Raw genomic sequence first — 18235 nt, 5'->3', positions numbered from 1 at the left:
CGTGCTGGGCACCAGCCGTGGCGATCAGGAGGAGTGCTCGTGGATTCTCGTGCCGTCCGGACCTTCCGGGTGTTCGTCGTCGTGACGGCGGTCGTCGCCATCGTGCTCGGGGTCGTCGCCATCGTGTGGCCCCGCCCGTCGCTCGTGCTCGTGGCGCTGCTGTTCGGCGTCTACCTCGTCGTCGCCGGTGCCCTGCGGGTCTTCGCCGCGGTGCGGGGGCACGGCACGCCGAAGGTCTGGCGCTGGACCTCCGGCGTCGTCGGGGTGCTCGTCACCGTCGCGGGGCTGGTCACGCTGATCGACCCCGCCGTCCCGCTGATCGTCTACGCCGTGCTCGCGGGCATCGGTTTCCTGATAGAGGGGGTCGCGGCGATCGTCGGCGGGTTCGTCGGGCACCCCGGTTCGTCTCGCGTTCCGACCGTCGTCAGTGGCGTGCTGTCGATCATCGGCGGCGTCATCGTCCTGGTCGCACCCGGGTTGGCGCTGACCGTGTTCATGGTGTTCGCGGGGATCGCGCTGATCACCGTCGGCGCTGCGGCACTGCTGCTGCTGCCGCCCCGCGCCGCGGTTCGCCGCTAGGCGGTGCCTGTCCCGAACAGCAGCCCGAGCGCATAGGTCACGGCCGCGGCGCCGAGTCCTATGGCGAGCTGCCGGAACGCCCGTCTGCCCGGCGACGCTCCGCTGAGCACGCCGACGACCGCTCCGGTACCGAGGAGCGCGATGCCGACGAGCGCACCCGCGACCGCGATCGCCGCCCATCCCTGCATGCCGAACAGGAACGGCAGCACCGGGATGATCGCACCCGAGGCGAAGAAGCAGAAACTCGACACGGCCGCACTCAGACCGGTACCGACTGCCTCGTGGTCGCCACCGACCGGCGTCGACCCGGTGGCCGGCCGACGCTCGCCGATCCCGGTCAGCACCTCGGCCGCGTGCACCGTCGCCTCGGTCTCGGCCATGCCCCGCGCCCGGTAGACGAGGGCGAGTTCGTTGACGTCGACGTCGAGGTCGGACACCGCCTGCCGCGCCTCGGGGTGCGGTGCCGACGCCTCGAGCAGTTCGCGCTGGGAGCGGACGGACACGTACTCGCCCGCACCCATCGACAACGCCCCGGCGAGCAGACCGGCGATGCCGCTGAGCAGCACGAAGTGGCGGTCCGCTCCGGAGGCACTGATGCCGATGATGAGCGCGAGGTTCGACACCAGGCCGTCGTTCGCACCGAACACCGCCGCCCGGAACGTGCCGGACAGGCGCATCCGGCCGCGGTTCGCGAGCCCCCGCACGACCTCGCCGTGGATGCGTTCGTCGGCGGCCATCCGCGCGGTCGCATCGGCGTCGTCGGCGTAGGGCGAGCGGTCCTCGGCTCGCTGCATGAGCGCGAGGACGAAGACCGACCCGAAGCGCTTCGCCAGCGCGGCGAGCACCCGCGTCCGCAGGCTCCCCCGCAGCGGGCGCCCGACGTCGTCGCCCAGCAGGTCGAGCCAGTGCTGTTCGTGTCGCCCCTCGGCCTCGGCCAGCGCTGTGAGGATCGCGCGCTCCTCGCCGGACCGGCGAGCGGCCAGGTTGCGGTACACCGCCGCCTCGGCGCGTTCGTCGGCCAGGTACCGGCGCCAGCGGCGGACGTCGGCGCGCGGCGCCGGGGTGTCGGATCGGAGGCTCACAGCGACCATCCTGCCGCGTGCGGCCGACGTGCGGTCACCGCCAGGGCCCGTGGGACGCGGCAGGGCGCGGACCGGTGGCCGTCGACGCTGCTGCGCCGTGCCTCCCGTCCGCGCCCTGGTGGGGACGGATCCTGCGGATCAGTCCCGGACGTACGCCGGAGCGGCCTCGGCGTGGGCGTCGCCCACCCGGTGCACGCGGAGGTCGTTCGTCGAGCCCTCGATCCCGGGAGGGGAACCGGCCGTCACGATGACGCGGTCGCCGGGGGCGGCCAGGCCGTTCTCGAGGAGGACGTCGTCGACCTGCGAGAAGAGCTCGTCGGTGTGGGTCTTCCGCTCCACGAGGAACGAGCGGACGCCCCAGGTCAACGCCATACGACGACGCGTGGCCTCGTTCGGGGTGAAGGCGATGATCGGGAGGCCGTGGCGCAGACGCGACATGCGGCGGGCCGAGTCGCCGGACTCGGTGAAGACGCAGAGATACGACGCCTCGGTGAACTCCGCGATCTCGACGGCGGCGAGGGTGATGGCGCCGCCGAGGGTGCGCGGCTTCGTGCCGAGCGGCGCGATGCGTTCGAGGCCGTGGTCCTCGGTGGACTCGACGATGCGGGCCATCGTGCGAACGGTCTGCACCGGGTACTCCCCGACGCTCGTCTCGCCGGACAGCATCACCGCGTCGGCACCGTCGAGGACGGCGTTCGCGACGTCAGAGGTCTCCGCGCGGGTCGGGATCGGCGACGAGATCATCGACTCGAGCATCTGCGTCGCGACGATCACCGGCTTCGCCATACGGCGGGACAGCTCGACGGCGCGCTTCTGCACGATCGGGACCGCCTCGAGCGGGAGCTCGACGCCGAGGTCACCACGGGCGACCATGATGCTGTCGAACGCGTCGATGATCTCCTCGAGCGCGTCGACGGCCTGCGGCTTCTCCACCTTGGCGATGACCGGGAGGCGCTTGCCCTCCTCGTCCATGATCTCGTGCGCGCGGTCGACGTCGCTGGCGTTGCGCACGAACGACAGGGCGATGAGGTCGGCACCCTGGCGGATCGCCCAGCGCAGGTCGGCCTCGTCCTTCTCGCTCAGCGCGGGGACGTTGACGGCGACGCCGGGCAGGTTGATCCCCTTGTTGTTCGACACCGTGCCGGCGACGACGACCTCCGTGCGCACGCGCACGCCGTCGGTGTCGAGGACACGCAGCCGCACCCGGCCGTCATCGATGAGCAGCGGGTCGCCGGGCTTGACGTCCTGCGGCAGGCCCTTGAACGTCGTGCCGCAGATCTCCTTCGAGCCGGGGACGTCCTCGGTCGTGATGGTGAAGACGTCTCCCACGGCCAGGTCGTGGGGGCCGTCGGCGAACTTGGCCAGTCGGATCTTCGGACCCTGCAGGTCGACGAGGATCGCGACGGGCTTGCCGAGCTCTTCGGCCGCACGGCGCACGTTGACGTAGTTGGCCTCGTGGACGCTGTAGTCACCGTGGCTGAGGTTGAGTCGGGCGACGTCGACGCCCGCCTGGATGATCTCCTTGACGGTCTCGTAGTCCGACGTTGCCGGTCCGAGCGTCGAAACGATCTTTGCGCGTCTCAATGGATTCCTTCGTGGTGGTGGATGGAGCTTGGGTTTCCGCGCCGTGGGGCCGCGCGGAACGAAGCGAGGCCACCAGCACCCTACCGAGTGCTGGTGGCCTCACGCTCACGGAGAGGTGAGCATCTGGTGGTGGCGGTCCGACATCAGATCGAGATCGCGCGGTCGGTCGCCTTGACCGGTGCCGGCAGGATCGTCGAGCCCTCCAGGTACTCGTCGACCTGGGCGGCCGCGGCGCGGCCCTCGGCGATCGCCCACACGATGAGCGACTGCCCGCGACCCGCGTCACCGGCGACGAACACGCCGGCCTCGTTGGTCGCGTAGTCGGCACGACGGTCGAGCGCTCCGGACCCCGTGGTGGGCAGGCCGAGCTGCGGCTCGATGGTGTCCGACTCGGGACCGGTGAAGCCCATCGCGATGAGGACCAGGTCGGCCGGGATCTCCCGCTCGCTGCCGGCCTTCGGCACGCGCCGGCCGTCGATGTACTCGGTCTCGGCGACCCGCAGCGCACGGACCTCGCCGGCGTCGTTGGACAGGAACTCGACGGTCGAGGCCAGGAAGTGCCGCTCACCGCCTTCCTCGTGGGCGCTGGTGATCTCGAACACCGTCGGGAACATCGGCCACGGCTGGTCGGACGGACGCTCGAGCGGCGGCTGCTTGCCGATCGCCAGGTTCGTCACGCTCAGCGCACCCTGGCGGTGGGCCGTGCCGATGCAGTCCGCACCGGTGTCCCCGCCGCCGATGACGACGACGTGCTTGCCCTCGGCGGTCACCTGGTTGTCGACCGTGGTGCCGGCGTTCGCCTTGTTCTGCTGGACGAGGTAGTCCATCGCGAAGTGCACGCCCTCGAGGTCACGACCCGGGATCGGCAGATCGCGCGGCACCGTGGCCCCGGTGGCGACCACGACCGCGTCGTAGCGCGACTTCAGGTCGTCCCAGGTGATGTCCTTGCCGATCTCGACGCCGGCACGGAACCGGGTGCCCTCGGCCTGCATCTGGGCGAGGCGCAGATCGATCTGGCGCTTCTCCATCTTGAAGTCCGGGATCCCGTAGCGGAGCAGACCACCGATGCGGTCGTCGCGCTCGTAGACGGCGACCGTGTGGCCGGCACGCGTGAGCTGCTGCGCGGCGGCGAGGCCGGCGGGGCCGGAGCCGACGACCGCCACGGTCTTGCCGGTGAGTCGCTCGGGCGGGTGCGGGGTGACCCAGCCGTTCTGGAACGCCTGGTCGATGATCGAGACCTCGACCTGCTTGATCGTCACCGGGGGCTGGTTGATGCCCAGCACGCAGGACGACTCGCACGGCGCCGGGCAGAGGCGACCGGTGAACTCCGGGAAGTTGTTGGTGGCGTGCAGCCGCTCGATGGCCTGACGGCCCTCGCCTCGCCACATCAGGTCGTTCCACTCGGGGATCAGGTTGCCGAGGGGGCAACCCTGGTGGCAGAACGGCACGCCGCAGTCCATGCAGCGGCCGGCCTGGCGCTTGAGGGCGCCGGACTCCTGCTGCTCGTAGACCTCTTTCCAGTCCATGAGCCGCACGGGTACGGGCCGACGGGGCGGTAGTTCTCGTTCCTGGACCTTCAGGAACCCCTTGGGGTCAGCCACCTGCGGTCACCTCCATGATCCTGTTCCACACGATGTCGCCATCGGGGTCGAGCCCCTCGTCGAGGGCCTGTCTGCGGGTCTCGAGCACCGCCGCGTAGTCGCGCGGCAGCACCTTGACGAAGTCGCTCAGGTCCCCGGACTCGAGCAGGTCGGACGCGAGCGTCGAACCGGTCTCGTCGGCGTGCCGGGTGAGCAGGTCCCTGACGATCTCGACGTCGGCGCTGTCGAGCGTCTCGAGCCGGAGTTCGCCGGACGCGAGCGCATCGGTGTTCACGTGCTCCTCGCGCAGTCCGCGGACGTACGCGGTACCGCCGGACATGCCGGCCCCGAGGTTCCGTCCGGTCTCGCCGAGGATGAGCGCGAGGCCACCCGTCATGTACTCGAGCGCGTGGTCGCCCACGCCCTCGACCACCGCGGTGGCGCCGGAGTTGCGGACCAGGAAGCGCTCGCCCACGATCCCGCGGATGAACATGCTGCCCTGGGTCGCGCCGTACCCGATGACGTTGCCGGCGATGACGTTCTCGGCCGGGTCGAAGCCCGACCCGGCGTCCGGTCGCACGACGATCTGGCCGCCTGACAGCCCCTTGCCGACGTAGTCGTTGCTGTCACCCACCAGCCGCAGCGTGATGCCGGCCGGCAGGAACGCACCGAGCGACTGCCCGGCGGACCCGCGCAGCGTGATGTCGATCGAGCCGGTGGGCAGCCCGTGCTCGCCGTGGCGCAGGGTCACCTGGTGCCCGAGCATCGTGCCGACGGCGCGTTCGGTGTTCCGGATCGGCAGGTCCAGCGCGATCGAGCCGCCGTGGTCGAGCACGTCGGCGGTCTGCTGGATGAGCCGGACGTCGAAGTGCTGGTCGAGCTCGTGGTCCTGCTCGCGGTGGTGCCGACGGGGTTCGGCGTCGTCGAAGTGCGGTCCGGTGAGCACCGGCGCCAGGTCGAGCCCCGACGCCTTCCAGTGCTCGACCGCCCGGTCGACGTCGAGCACACCGGTCTGGCCGATGGCCTCGTCGAGGCTGCGGAAGCCGAGCTCGGCGAGGAGCTCGCGGACCTCCTGCGCGATGAACTCGAAGAAGTTCACGACGAACTCGGGCTTGCCCGAGAAACGCTTGCGGAGCTCCGGGTTCTGCGTCGCGACACCGACGGGGCACGTGTCCAGGTGGCACACGCGCATCATGATGCAGCCCTCGACGATGAGCGGCGCCGTCGCGAAGCCGTACTCCTCCGCCCCGAGCAGGGCCGCCACGACGACGTCGCGGCCGGTCTTCATCTGCCCGTCCACCTGCACGACCACACGGTCGCGCATGCCGTTGAGCATGAGCGTCTGCTGCGTCTCGGCGAGGCCGATCTCCCACGGGGTGCCGGCGTGCTTGAGCGAGTTCAGCGGACTGGCTCCGGTACCACCGTCGTGCCCGGACACGAGCACGACGTCGGCCAGTGCCTTCGTCACGCCGGCCGCGACCGCGCCGATGCCGGACTGGCTGACGAGCTTCACGTGGACGCGGGCGGCCGGGTTGGCTCGCTTGACGTCGAAGATCAGCTGCTTGAGGTCCTCGATGGAGTAGATGTCGTGGTGCGGCGGCGGCGAGATGAGCCCCACGCCGGCGGTGGCGTGCCGGGTCCGGGCGACCCAGGGGTAGACCTTCTGCGGGGGCAGCTGACCGCCCTCGCCCGGCTTCGCACCCTGCGCCATCTTCAGCTGGATGTCGGTGGCGTGCGTCAGGTACATGCTCGTCACCCCGAACCGACCCGACGCGACCTGCTTGATCGCGCTGCGGCGCTCGGGGTCGAGCAGCCGGTCGACGTCCTCGCCGCCCTCACCCGTGTTCGACCGGCCGCCGAGGCGGTTCATCGCGATGGCGAGGGTCTCGTGCGCCTCTTTCGAGATCGAGCCGTAGGACATCGCACCCGTGTTGAACCGCTTGACGATCGACTCGATGGACTCGACCTCGTCCAGCGCGACGGGCTTCCGCACGCCGTGCTTGAAGCGGAAGAGCCCGCGGAGCGTCATGAGCTGCTCGGCCTGGTCGTCCACCGCGCTGGAGTACTCGCGGAAGATGTCGTACCGGCGGGCACGGGTGGCGTGCTGCAGGCGGAAGACCGTGTCGGGGTTGAAGAGGTGCGGCGGCCCCTGGCGGCGCCACTGGTACTCACCTCCGGTCTGCAGTCGCTCGTGCGAGAGCACGGCGCCGTCCTGGGGGTAGGCCTGCGCGTGCCGCTCCGCGTTCTCCTTGGCGATCACGTCGATGTCCACGCCGCCGAGGATCGACGACGTGCCGGTGAAGTACTTGTCGACGAACTCCTGGCTGAGTCCGACCGCCTCGAACGCCTGGGCGCCCGCGTAGCTGGACACCGTCGAGATGCCCATCTTCGACATGATCTTCAGCACGCCCTTGCCGAGCGCCTTGATGACGTTCTTGACGGCCTGCTCGGGGGTGATGCCCGTGATCATGCCGGCCCGGACCAGGTTCTCGCAGGTCTCCATGGCGAGGTACGGGTTGATCGCCGAGGCGCCGTAGCCGATGAGCGTCGCCACGTGGTGGACCTCGCGCACGTCACCGGCCTCGACGATGAGCCCGACCTTCATGCGCTGCTCGGTGCGGATGAGGTGGTGGTGCACCGCGGCCAGCAGGAGCAGGCTCGGGACGGGTGCCTGCTCGGCGTTGCCGTCACGGTCCGACAGCACGATGAACTGCTTGCCGGACTCGATCGCAGCGTCGACCTCGTCGCACACCGCAGCGATGCGCTTCTGCATCGCCTTCTTGCCGGCGTCGACGCGGTACAGACCCTTGATCGTGACCGTCAGGTGCCGACCGGACTCGGTCTCGAAGTGCTGGACCTTCGCCAACTGGTCGTTGTCGATGACGGGGAAGTCGAGCGTGATCTGCTTCGCGTGCTCCGGACCGGCCGAGAGCAGGTTGCGCTCCGGGCCGAGTCCCAAGCCCATCGAGGTGATGACCTGCTCGCGGATGGAGTCGAGCGGCGGATTCGTCACCTGCGCGAACTGCTGTGTGAAGTAGTCGAACAGCAGGCGCGGCCGGTCCGACAGCACCGCGATCGGCGTGTCGGATCCCATCGCGCCGAGCGGCTCCGCACCGGCCTGAGCCATCGGACGAAGCAGGATCCGCACTTCTTCCTCGGTGTACCCGAACGCACGCTGGCGCCGGGTCACCGAGGCCGGGGTGTGCACGATGTGCTCGCGGTCGGGCAGGTCGTTCAGGTTGATGCGGCCGCTGTCGAGCCACTCGCCCCACGGGCCCGACGTCGCCAGCTCGCGCTTGACCTCGTCGTCCTCGATGATCCGTCCGGCCACGGTGTCCACCAGGAACATCCTGCCGGGACGCAGGCGCCCCTTGCGGACGACCTTGGCGGCGGGCACGTCGATCACGCCCGTCTCCGAGCCCATCACGATGAGGCCGTCGTCGGTGACGAGGAAGCGCCCGGGGCGCAGGCCGTTGCGGTCGAGCGTCGCACCGACGAGCGAGCCGTCGGTGAAGGTGATCGCGGCGGGGCCGTCCCACGGCTCCATGAGCATCGAGTGGTACTCGTAGAACGCCCGGAGGTCCGGGTCCATCCCGACCTGGTTCTCCCAGGCCTCCGGCACCATCATCGAAACCGCGTGCGGCAGCGTCCGGCCGGTGAGCGTCAGCAGCTCGAGGACCTCGTCGAAGGACGCCGAGTCGCTCGCACCCGGGCTGACGATCGGCAGCAGCGGCCCCATGTCGCCGAGCAGTTCGCTCTCGAGCTGCGACTGCCGAGCGCGCATCCAGTTCCGGTTGCCGCGGACGGTGTTGATCTCGCCGTTGTGCGCGATGGTCCGGAAGGGCTGCGCGAGCGGCCACGAGGGGAACGTGTTCGTCGAGTAGCGCGAGTGCACGATCGCCATCTTCGAAGCGAAGCGCTCGTCGCTGAGGTCGGGGTAGAACGGCTCGAGCTGCAGCGTCGTGACCATGCCCTTGTAGACCATGGTGCGGCTCGACAGCGACACGAAGTACAGGTCGTTGTCGTGCTCGGCGCGCTTGCGCAGGCGGAACGCCTGACGGTCGAGGGCGATGCCGCTCCACGAGGCGCCGTGCACGTCGTGGCGGATCGATGCGACGAAGAGCTGCTCGAACGCGGGCATGGCCGCACGGGCCAGGGTGCCGAGGACCTCGGGGCGCACCGGGACCTCGCGCCACCCGAGGACCTTGAGTCCCTCTTCACGCGCGAGCCGCTCGACGGCGCCCTTCACCGCGTGCCGCGCGTCCTCGGCGAGGGGCAGGTAGGCGGTCCCGACCGCGTACTCCCCCGCTGCGGGCAGGTCGAACGGGACGACCGCACGCAGGAACTCGTCCGGCACCTGGCACAGGATGCCGGCGCCGTCCCCGGTGCCGGCATCGGAACCCACGGCACCGCGGTGCTCGAGGTTCCGGAGCGCACCGAGGGCCGCGTCGACGATGTCGTGACCGGGGGTCCCGCGAAGCGTCGCGACCATCGCGAGCCCGCAGGCGTCCTTCTCGTTCGCCGGGTCGTACATGCCCGTGGCGTCCGGGATCGCCGAGAACCGGCGGTGCGGCGGCACGAGCGACGTCGGTGCCGAGGGCTGGAGTGGCTGAGGCGCCATGGGGGAACCGTCCTCACGAGGAAGTGGAACAGGGACAGCGATGGCCCGGTGGTGCGTTCCGCCCGAGCGGGCGGACTGGTGCCCGTGCCCGCCGTCAGTGAGTTGCCCTGCCGGCTGGCGAGGTTGCTCGGACCCGCTTGTGGCGGCGTCCGTCTGGTGCTGCTGCTGGTACTGCTGCTGCGGTGACCGGTGGCCGTCGGAGCAGTGGCTCCGCGACGTGATCAGCGAGTGGTCGTGACCCGATCGTCGCTCGAGACGCCGGTTGCCGCGTCGTCATCGTGCTCCGAGAAGGTGTCGTCCGAGTCTACAACGGACCTCGGACGCGGCTCGCGACCGGGCAGGTACGGGCTCGGTTCCTTGCCGGTGTGCCGTCGGCTCTGCACGACGAAGATCAGGATGCCGATCACGATCGCCGCGAGGGCAGCCCAGACGTTCGTCCGGACACCGAAGAAGGTCTCGCTGGTGTCGACGCGGATCGATTCGAGGACCGACCGACCGACGCCGTACCAGATCAGGTACAGGCCGAGGACCTTGCCCCACTGCAGGGTGAACCTCCGCGCGAGGAACAGGATGACGACGACGCCGAGGACGTTCCAGATGATCTCGTAGAGGAAGGTCGGGTGGAACAGCGTCCCCTCGGGCAGGCCCTTCGGGAACGCCGCGTTGCTCGAGTCGATCTCGAGCCCCCACGGCAAGCTCGTCGGCATGCCGAAGAGCTCCTGGTTGAAGTAGTTGCCGAGTCGGCCGAACGCCTGCGCGAGCAGGACCCCGGGCACGACGGCGTCGATGAACGACGTGAAGCGCAGGCCGACCTGCCGACACCCGATCCACGCACCGACCGAGCCGAGGATCAACGCGCCGAAGATCGCTAGGCCCCCCTCCCAGATGTACAGGAAGGACCACGGGTCGATACCGGGGCCGAAGTAGTCGGACACATGGGTGAACACGTGGAAGAGCCGACCGCCGATGATGCCGGCGGGCACGGCCCAGATCGCGATGTCGATGATGATCCAGCGCTCGACACCGCGGGCGTTCAGCCGGTTGTTCGCAAGCACGACCGCGGCGATGATCCCGATCAGGATGCAGATCGCGTAGGCGTGGATGCGGAAGTCGAGGGGCAGCGACCAACCGAACGCGTTGCGTAGCCAGGCGGTGAGGTCGAAGTACTGCCAGGCGGTGCTCGGGCTCGGGATGCTCAGGAGGGCCATGGAGGTACGGTCGCCTTTCGGAACTGACGGGGCGCGGCCGACGTGGCGTCGGCCTCGCTCACTGTAGCGCGGGTCGCGGACCCGACATGAACTGGACTAGCGGCGACGGGCGCCGGTGGCGAGGTCGGCGGCACGATCGGCGACGCCCTGCACACCGAGGTCGGCCAGCGCCCGGACGAACGCGGAGCCGACGATGGCACCGTCTGCGTACTCCAGGACCTCGCTGACCTGCTCGGCCGTGGAGATGCCGAGCCCGACACAGGTGCGCTCGACACCGGCCTCGCGGAGTCGGGAGACCACGGTGCGCGCGGCCACGTCGACCCCGGCGCGCGCCCCCGTCACCCCCATGGTCGAGACGGCGTAGACGAATCCGCGGCTCCGTTCGACCGCCTGGCGCATCCGCTCGTCCGAGGACGACGGCGCGGCGAGGAACACCCGGTCGAGACCGGTGCGCTCAGACGCTGCCGTCCACTCCGCGGCCTCGTCGGGGATGAGGTCCGGGGTGATCAAGCCAGCGGCGCCGGCGGCGACGAGGTCGTCGGCGAACCGCTCCACGCCGTAGCGCAGCACCGGGTTCCAGTAGGTCATCACGAGCACCGGCACCGCGGCCCGCTCGGTGATCTGGTGAACGGCGTCGAAGACCTGCGCGACGCGGAACCCGTTGGCCAGGCTCTCCTCCGCCGCACGCTGGATGACGGGCCCGTCCATCACGGGATCGGAGTACGGCAGACCGAGCTCGATGACGTCGACGCCGTTCTCGGCGAGGGCGACGGCGGCGTCGACGCTGGTCTGCAGGTTCGGGTACCCCGCGGGCAGGTACCCGACCACGGCACCGGCGCGCTCGGCGTTGGCGGTGTCGATCGTCGTTGCGACGGTCCGGTTCGTGGTCACAGCTGCACCGCGTTCTCGTCGAGGATGCCGAAGTAGCGACTGGCGGACGCCACGTCCTTGTCACCTCGGCCGGACAGGTTGACGAGCACGACGCCCTCGGGGCCGAGCTCCTTGCCGAGCTTCATCGCACCGGCGAGCGCGTGCGAGGACTCGATCGCCGGGATGATGCCCTCGGTCTGGCTCAGCAGACGGAACGCCTCCATCGCCTCGGTGTCGGTGATCGGCTCGTACTTCGCGCGGCCGATCGACGCCAGGTACGCGTGCTCCGGGCCGACGCTCGGGTAGTCGAGCCCGGCGGAGATGCTGTGGCTCTCGATGGTCTGGCCGTCCTCGTCCTGCATCAGGTACGACTTGGTGCCCTGCAGGACGCCCTCGCGGCCCAGGGTGATGCTCGCGGCGTGGCGACCGGTCTCGACGCCGTCACCGCCGGCCTCGAAACCGTGCAGGGCGACGGACTCGTCGTCGAGGAACGCCTCGAAGATGCCCATCGCGTTCGAACCACCACCGACGCAGGCGGCGACGGCATCGGGCAGACGGCCGACCCGGTCGAGGACCTGTTGCCTGGCCTCTTCACCGATCACCTTGTGGAACTCGCGGACCATCTCCGGGAACGGGTGCGGACCGGCGACCGTGCCGAGCAGGTAGTGCGTCGACTCCACGTTGGCCACCCAGTCGCGCAGGGCGTCGTTGATGGCGTCCTTCAGGGTGCGTGAACCGGTCTCGACCGGGATCACCTCGGCGCCGAGCAGACGCATCCTGGCGACGTTCAGTGCCTGCCGCTCGGTGTCCACGGCGCCCATGTAGACGACGCAGTCCATGCCGAACAGCGCCGCGGCGGTCGCGGTGGCGACACCGTGCTGTCCGGCCCCGGTCTCGGCGATGAGGCGGGTCTTGCCGAGGCGCCGGGCGACCAGCGCCTGCCCCAGGACGTTGTTGATCTTGTGCGACCCGGTGTGGTTCAGGTCCTCGCGCTTGAGGATCACCCGGGCGCCACCGGCGTGCTTCGCGAACCGCGGCACCTCGGTGATGATCGACGGGCGCCCGGTGTAGTCGCGCTGCAGCTCATCCAGTTCCGCTCGGAACGCCGGGTCCGCCCAGGCCGCACGGAACGCTGCCTCGAGCTCGTCGAGCGCGAGGACGAGGGACTCGGGGACGAACCGTCCGCCGAAGTCACCGAAGTAGGGGCCGTGCAGGTCGCGGAGTGAGGTCACGATGTGTCTCCCGGGACGAGTCCGACAAGCCCGCTGGGGCCACGTCGGACGGTGGAACGTGCGGCCGCGGTCGGCGGCCTCGATGCGATGGGTCGGTCAGGCGCGGTCGGCGGCGTCGATGAAGGACGCGAGCGTGGCCGCGGGGTCGGCACCCGTCACGAGCGCCTCGCCGACCAGGACGACGTCGGCACCCGCTGCACGGTAGTGCGCGACGTCCTCGGGCCCGGAGACCGCGGACTCGGCAACGCGCACCACCCCGTCGGGGATGCGGTCGGCCAGCGACCCGAACAGGTCGCGGTCCAGCGAGAAGTCGGTGAGGTCGCGGGCATTGACACCGAGGATGCGTGCGCCGGCGTCGAGACCGCGGGCGACCTCGTCAGCCGAGTGCGCCTCGACCAGCACGCGCATGCCGAGTTCCTCGGCGAGCGTGTGCAGCTCCACCAGACGGGCCTGCTCGAGGGCAGCCACGATCAACAGGACGACGTCGGCGCCGGACGCGCGCGCCTCGATCACCTGGTACGGGTCGGCGATGAAGTCCTTGCGGAGCACGGGGATCCCGACGCGGGCCTTCACGGCCTCGAGGTCGGCGAGGCTGCCGAGGAACTTGCGCCCCTCGGTCAGGACGCTGATCGTCGAGGCGCCACCCCGCTCGTAGTCGGCAGCGAGGCCGGCGGGGTCCGCGATGGCGGCCATCGAGCCGCGGGACGGGCTGGCCCGTTTCACCTCGGCGATGATCTTCACCCGGTCGCCGGCGCTCAGGAACGCGAGCGCGTCGAGCGGCGACGCCACCCGGTCGAGGTCGCGTTCGACATCCGAGTACGGACGGTCGATGCGACGGGCAACAGCGTCCTCGAGTGCGCCCGCGACGAGGGTCTCGAGCACGTTCGGCATCGTGCCCCCTACTCGGAGTGGTGCTTGGGGACGAACTTCGGCCCGTCGACGCCGTAACCGGCCTTCTTCATCACACCACCGACGATGAGGCCGATGAGGACGACGACAGCGGAGGCCCAGACGCCCCACGGCTGGCCGAACCAGAAGAACAGCGTGCCTGCCGCGAATCCGATCAACATGATCACGACGGCGGTCCAGGCGGCCGGCGAGTGGCCTTCGCCGAGTTCTGCGGGCTCAGTGTTGCTCACGGTGCTCCTCGTTCTGCTCCGGCGTCGTCGGTCGAGCGACGCCCTGTCGATCCTACCGTGTCGTCACCCGGCGTCCCCGCGCCCGCACCGTCCTCGGTGGTCGGGTCCACACCGGCGCTCAGGTCATCCCAGTCCACGACGGCATCGCGCTGGACGGGCGCTGCGGCACGCGCCGCGGCGGCGGCCCCGGCGGTGGCGGCACCGTACTTCCGGCTCGGGCCGGGCCAGGCGCGCTGGACCACGATGACCACGACACCCAGCAGCACGGCGAGCACACCGCCCGCGATGCCGACCGCGGGCCACGGGGTCACGGTCACGGTCGACACCACGCCGCGCACCGCGCCGAGATCGCTCACGCCGGCGACCTCGCCCACGGCACCGCGGGCGGCAGCGATCGGGTCGCCGAGCGCGGTGATCCCGCTGACCGCCACGCCGAGGCCGAGCAGGATCTCGACGCCGGCGAGCACGACGCGCAGTACGCGGCCGGCGATCGTCATCGCCAGGAAGAGCGCCAGGCTCGCGATCGCCAGCGCGGTGTACTGGGGCACGACCGATGCGCCGTCGGCGGCGAGCGTCGACGTGACGGCGGCACCGGCGTGCAGGCGCACCGTGAACCAGGTCTGGGTCCACGCGAGCATGATCACGCCGGCCACCAGGAGCCCGGCGACGACGACGATCGGGCGGGACCGCTTCACGAGCGGACCTCGCGCATCCGGTTCGCCGTGGCCACCGCGCGGAGCGGGGCGGCCGCCTTGTTGACCGCCTCGATGTGCTCCGTCTCCGGGTCGGAGTCGGCGACGAGGCCGGCACCGGCCTGCACGCGGGCCACGCCGTCCTTGATCAGGGCGGTGCGGATCGCGATGGCGAGGTCGGCGTCACCGGCGAAGTCGAAGTACCCGACGACGCCCGCGTAGGCGCCGCGCTGCGCCGGCTCGAGCTCGTCGATGATCTCGAGCGCCCGAGGCTTCGGCGCGCCGGACAGCGTCCCCGCCGGGAACGTCGCACGGAACACGTCGATCGCCGAGGCCTCCGGACGCACGCGGCCCTCGACGCTCGACACCAGGTGCATGATGTGGCTGAACCGCTCGACGGTCATGAACTCGGTGACGCCGACTGTGCCGGGCTCGCACACCTTCTGCAGGTCGTTGCGGGCGAGGTCGACGAGCATCAGGTGCTCGGCGCGCTCCTTCGGGTCGCCGAGCAGGTCCTCACCGAACCGGACGTCCTCCTCCGGCGTCGCACCGCGAGGCCGCGACCCGGCGATCGGGTGTGTGATGGCCCGGCCGCCCTGCACCTTGACCAGCGCCTCGGGTGAGGCACCGACGATCCAGAAGCGCGCGTCGGCGGTGTCCGCGAGGGCCAGGAAGTACATGTACGGGCTGGGATTGAGCGTCCGGAGCACCCGGTAGACGTCGAGCGGATCGGCCGTGACCTCGTGGTCGAAGCGCTGCGAGATCACCACCTGGAACACGTCACCGTCGCGGATGAAGCCCTTCGAGCGGTCCACGGCGGCCATGTAGTCGGTCGGGGTCGTGCGGTGGGTCGGTGTCGGTTCGGCGATCTCGAACGCCTCGGCGACGGTCGCGACGCTCGGCTGCACCAGGTCGCCCTGCATGCGGTCGAGGCGCTGCTGCGCGTCGGCCCACAGGGCATCCGCGTCGTCGGCCCCGTCGTTCAGGACGCTCGCGACGAGCAGCACGAGCCCGGTGCGGTGGTCCAGGGCGGCGAGTTCGGACACGAAGGACAGGGCCTGACCGGGCACCTCGAAGTCGGCCGGCGGCACGTTCGGCAGGTGCTCGAGCTGTCGGACGGCCTCCCAGCCGATGAACCCGACCGTGCCGCCGACCAGCGGCGGTGATCCGGGTACCCGGGGCGTCGCCCAGCGCTCGTGCAGCCGCGCCAGGACCTCGAGCGGCTCGCCGTCGAGCGAACCGACGGCACGCGCTGCGTCGATGCCGGTGTCGATCCAGGCTGCGCGGTCGCCTTCCTGGGTCAGGACGCCGAAGCTCCGCACGCCGACGAACGACCAGCGCGACCACAGGCCACCCTGGCCGGCGGACTCGAGCAGGAAGGATCCCGGGCGACCATCGGCGAGCTTGCGGTAGACACCGACGGGCGTCTCGCTGTCGCCGTAGAGGGCCCGCACCACGGGGACGACGCGATGGTCCGACAGCAGGGCGTCGAACTCCGGTCGGGAGGTCGTGTGCGGCGTCTCGGCGATCGTCGCGGTGGTCATCGGGTCAGCTCCACTGCCGACCCGGTCGGCGCGGACGCCGTCGCCGGCGCGAGCGGGTCGACGTCGAAGCACCGGTGCGCCCCGGTGTGGCACGCGGCCCCGACCTGCTGCACCGTCACGAGGAGCGTGTCGTCGTCACAGTCGAGCGCCGCGCCGCGCACGTACTGGGCGTGCCCCGAGGTGTCGCCCTTCCGCCAGTACTCGTTCCGCGATCGCGACCAGAAGGTGACGCGCCCCTCGGTGAGGGTGCGGCGGAGGGCTTCCCGATCCATGTACCCGAGCATGAGGACGTCCTTCGACGATTCCTCCTGCACGATGGCGGGGAGCAGGCCGTCCGCACCGAAGCGTGCGCGGTCGAGGACCGCCTCGGTGTCGGTGCTGGTGCTGTCGGTCATGAGACTCCTAGCCTACGGCGGCTGATCAGCGGACGGCGTGCCCGGTCGCGCGGAGCGCGTCCTTGACGTCCCCCACGGTCATCTCGCCCCGGTGGAAGACGCTGGCGGCGAGCACCGCGTCCGCTCCTGCGTCGACGGCCGGGGCGAAGTGCTCGACCCGACCCGCGCCTCCCGATGCGATGACGGGGACCGACGAGACGGCCCGCACCGCCGCCACGAGTTCGAGGTCGAACCCGTTCTTCGTGCCGTCGGCGTCGATCGAGTTGACCAGCAGCTCCCCCGCGCCGCGCTCGACCGCTTCACGGGCCCAGGCGATCGCGTCGAGGTCGGACTCGGTCCGACCGCCGTGGGTGGTGACCACGAACCCCGAGGGCATCCGGTCGGACCGCTTGACGTCGAGCGACAGCACGACCGCCTGCGCACCGAAGCGGTCGGCGATCTCGCCGACGAGTTCGTGCCGCGCGATGGCGGCACTGTTCACGCCGATCTTGTCCGCGCCGCACTGCTGCAGGCGAGAGACGTCGTCGACCGAGCGGACGCCGCCGCCGACGGTGAGCGGGATGAAGACCTGCTCCGCCGTCCGGGTCACCGTGTCGTACATCGTCGCGCGGTTCTCGACCGTCGCACCGACGTCGAGGAAGGTCAGTTCGTCGGCACCCTGCGCGTAGTACTCCGCAGCGAGTTCGACGGGGTCGCCGGCGTCCTGCAGGTCGAGGAAGTTGACGCCCTTGACGACCCGACCAGCCTTGACGTCGAGGCACGGGATGACGCGCACCGAAACACCGCCGGTCGTGGCGGGGCCGGCGGTCGACGCCGTGGTCACAGGCGCGCGGCGTGGATCGGGCTGACCAGGATCGCCCGGGCGCCGAGGTCGTAGAGCGCGTCCATGATGAGGTTCGCGTCGTCGCGCGGGATCATCACGCGGACCGCGGACCAGTCGCGGCCGTGCAGCGGCGAGACGGTCGGGGACTCGATGCCGGACGCCACCGCCGTGGCCTGCTCGAGCAGGGCGGTCGGGATGTCGTAGTCGAGCATCACGTAGCCGCGGGCGACGAGCACGCCCTGCAGCCGGCGCCGGAGGACGTCGATGCCGGGGATGGTCTCGTCGGTCGAGACGAGCACCGCGGTCGACTCGAGGATCACGGGACCGAAGATCTCGAGCCCGGCCTGGCGGAGCGTGCTGCCGGTGGAGACGACGTCGGCCACGGCGTCGGCGACCCCGAGGCGCACGGCGCTCTCGACGGCGCCGTCGAGCTTCACGAGTGTCGCCGTCACGCCGTGCTCGGCGAGGAAGGCACCGACGAGTCCGGGGTAGCTCGTCGCCACCCGCACCCCGTGCAGGTCCTGCAGGGCACCGAAGCGTCCGGGTGTCCCGGCGAAGCGGAAGGTGGAGTCGGCGAAGCCGAGCGCGTCGACCTCGTGCGCCTCGGACCCGGAGTCGAGCAACAGGTCGCGGCCGGTGACGCCGACGTCGAGTGCGCCGGACCCCACGTAGGTGGCGATGTCCCGCGGGCGGAGGAAGAAGAACTCGACGCCGTTGCGCTCGTCGAGCAGGTGGAGCGCCTTCGGGTCGCGGCGGCCGGCGTACCCGGCCTCGCGCAGCATGTCGGACGCGGTCTCGGACAGGGAGCCCTTGTTGGGCACAGCGATGCGCAGCATCAGGGGGTCTGCTTTCTGGTCGGGATGTGACAGTTCGAGGTCGTTGCTCG

At 70.6% G+C, this 18235-nt stretch carries 15 protein-coding genes; 1 reads left to right on the top strand and 14 read right to left on the bottom strand.

Features of this window, described 5'->3' with window-relative positions:
- The first annotated feature begins 39 nt into the window (after positions 1-39).
- Positions 40-579 carry an HdeD family acid-resistance protein gene (locus ITJ56_RS08500; RefSeq protein ID WP_194629667.1) on the top strand — a complete coding sequence of 180 codons (540 nt, stop codon included), beginning with the start codon at positions 40-42 and terminating at the stop codon, positions 577-579.
- On the opposite strand, the gene ITJ56_RS08495 is transcribed toward ITJ56_RS08500, so the two are convergent.
- The 14 genes from ITJ56_RS08495 to hisG form a co-directional block, all read right to left on the bottom strand.
- Positions 576-1670 (bottom strand): VIT1/CCC1 transporter family protein, encoded by a 1095-nt coding sequence (locus tag ITJ56_RS08495; RefSeq protein ID WP_194629665.1) that lies wholly within the window; start codon positions 1668-1670, stop codon positions 576-578. The two genes, ITJ56_RS08500 and ITJ56_RS08495, sit on opposite strands and share 4 nt — an antisense overlap.
- 129 nt (positions 1671-1799) lie before the next feature.
- Entirely contained in the window at positions 1800-3245 is a 1446-nt protein-coding gene (gene pyk, locus ITJ56_RS08490; protein WP_194629663.1) for a pyruvate kinase, read from the bottom strand.
- 143 nt (positions 3246-3388) lie between these two features.
- A complete protein-coding gene (locus tag ITJ56_RS08485) occupies positions 3389-4846 on the bottom strand; it encodes a glutamate synthase subunit beta (protein ID WP_194629661.1) in 1458 nt (485 codons plus the stop codon).
- Entirely contained in the window at positions 4839-9446 is a 4608-nt protein-coding gene (gltB, locus tag ITJ56_RS08480; RefSeq protein WP_416354762.1) for a glutamate synthase large subunit, read from the bottom strand. The genes ITJ56_RS08485 and gltB overlap by 8 nt, the downstream gene beginning before the upstream one ends.
- A 221-nt stretch (positions 9447-9667) precedes the next feature.
- Positions 9668-10654 carry a prolipoprotein diacylglyceryl transferase gene (gene lgt, locus ITJ56_RS08475; RefSeq protein ID WP_194629659.1) on the bottom strand — a complete coding sequence of 329 codons (987 nt, stop codon included), beginning with the start codon at positions 10652-10654 and terminating at the stop codon, positions 9668-9670.
- Between the two features lie 96 nt (positions 10655-10750).
- The gene (trpA, locus tag ITJ56_RS08470; protein WP_194629657.1) at positions 10751-11545 is read right to left on the bottom strand and encodes a tryptophan synthase subunit alpha; all 795 of its coding nucleotides are present in this window, start codon (positions 11543-11545) and stop codon (positions 10751-10753) included.
- Positions 11542-12756 (bottom strand): tryptophan synthase subunit beta, encoded by a 1215-nt coding sequence (gene trpB, locus ITJ56_RS08465; protein ID WP_194629655.1) that lies wholly within the window; start codon positions 12754-12756, stop codon positions 11542-11544. The genes trpA and trpB overlap by 4 nt, the downstream gene beginning before the upstream one ends.
- A gap of 96 nt (positions 12757-12852) precedes the next feature.
- Complete coding sequence (gene trpC, locus ITJ56_RS08460) at positions 12853-13638, bottom strand: indole-3-glycerol phosphate synthase TrpC (RefSeq protein WP_194629888.1); 786 nt, start codon at positions 13636-13638, stop codon at positions 12853-12855.
- A gap of 17 nt (positions 13639-13655) precedes the next feature.
- Complete coding sequence (locus ITJ56_RS08455; RefSeq protein WP_194629653.1) at positions 13656-13895, bottom strand: HGxxPAAW family protein; 240 nt, start codon at positions 13893-13895, stop codon at positions 13656-13658.
- Complete coding sequence (locus ITJ56_RS08450; RefSeq protein WP_194629651.1) at positions 13892-14590, bottom strand: Trp biosynthesis-associated membrane protein; 699 nt, start codon at positions 14588-14590, stop codon at positions 13892-13894. The genes ITJ56_RS08455 and ITJ56_RS08450 overlap by 4 nt, the downstream gene beginning before the upstream one ends.
- Complete coding sequence (locus tag ITJ56_RS08445; protein ID WP_194629649.1) at positions 14587-16131, bottom strand: anthranilate synthase component I; 1545 nt, start codon at positions 16129-16131, stop codon at positions 14587-14589. The genes ITJ56_RS08450 and ITJ56_RS08445 overlap by 4 nt, the downstream gene beginning before the upstream one ends.
- A complete protein-coding gene (gene hisI, locus ITJ56_RS08440) occupies positions 16128-16526 on the bottom strand; it encodes a phosphoribosyl-AMP cyclohydrolase (RefSeq protein ID WP_194629647.1) in 399 nt (132 codons plus the stop codon). Before hisI ends, ITJ56_RS08445 begins: the two co-directional genes overlap by 4 nt.
- Before the next feature lie 25 nt (positions 16527-16551).
- Entirely contained in the window at positions 16552-17349 is a 798-nt protein-coding gene (gene hisF / locus ITJ56_RS08435) for an imidazole glycerol phosphate synthase subunit HisF (protein ID WP_194629645.1), read from the bottom strand.
- A complete protein-coding gene (gene hisG / locus ITJ56_RS08430; protein WP_194629643.1) occupies positions 17346-18185 on the bottom strand; it encodes an ATP phosphoribosyltransferase in 840 nt (279 codons plus the stop codon). The genes hisF and hisG overlap by 4 nt, the downstream gene beginning before the upstream one ends.
- Between the last annotated feature and the right edge of the window lie 50 nt (positions 18186-18235).

Source organism: Curtobacterium sp. VKM Ac-1376, assembly GCF_015351025.1.
In the GTDB taxonomy this organism is placed as follows: Bacteria; Actinomycetota; Actinomycetes; order Actinomycetales; family Microbacteriaceae; genus Curtobacterium.
Note: the sequence above shows the minus strand (reverse complement) of the source record. Positions and strands in the feature narration are given on the sequence as shown.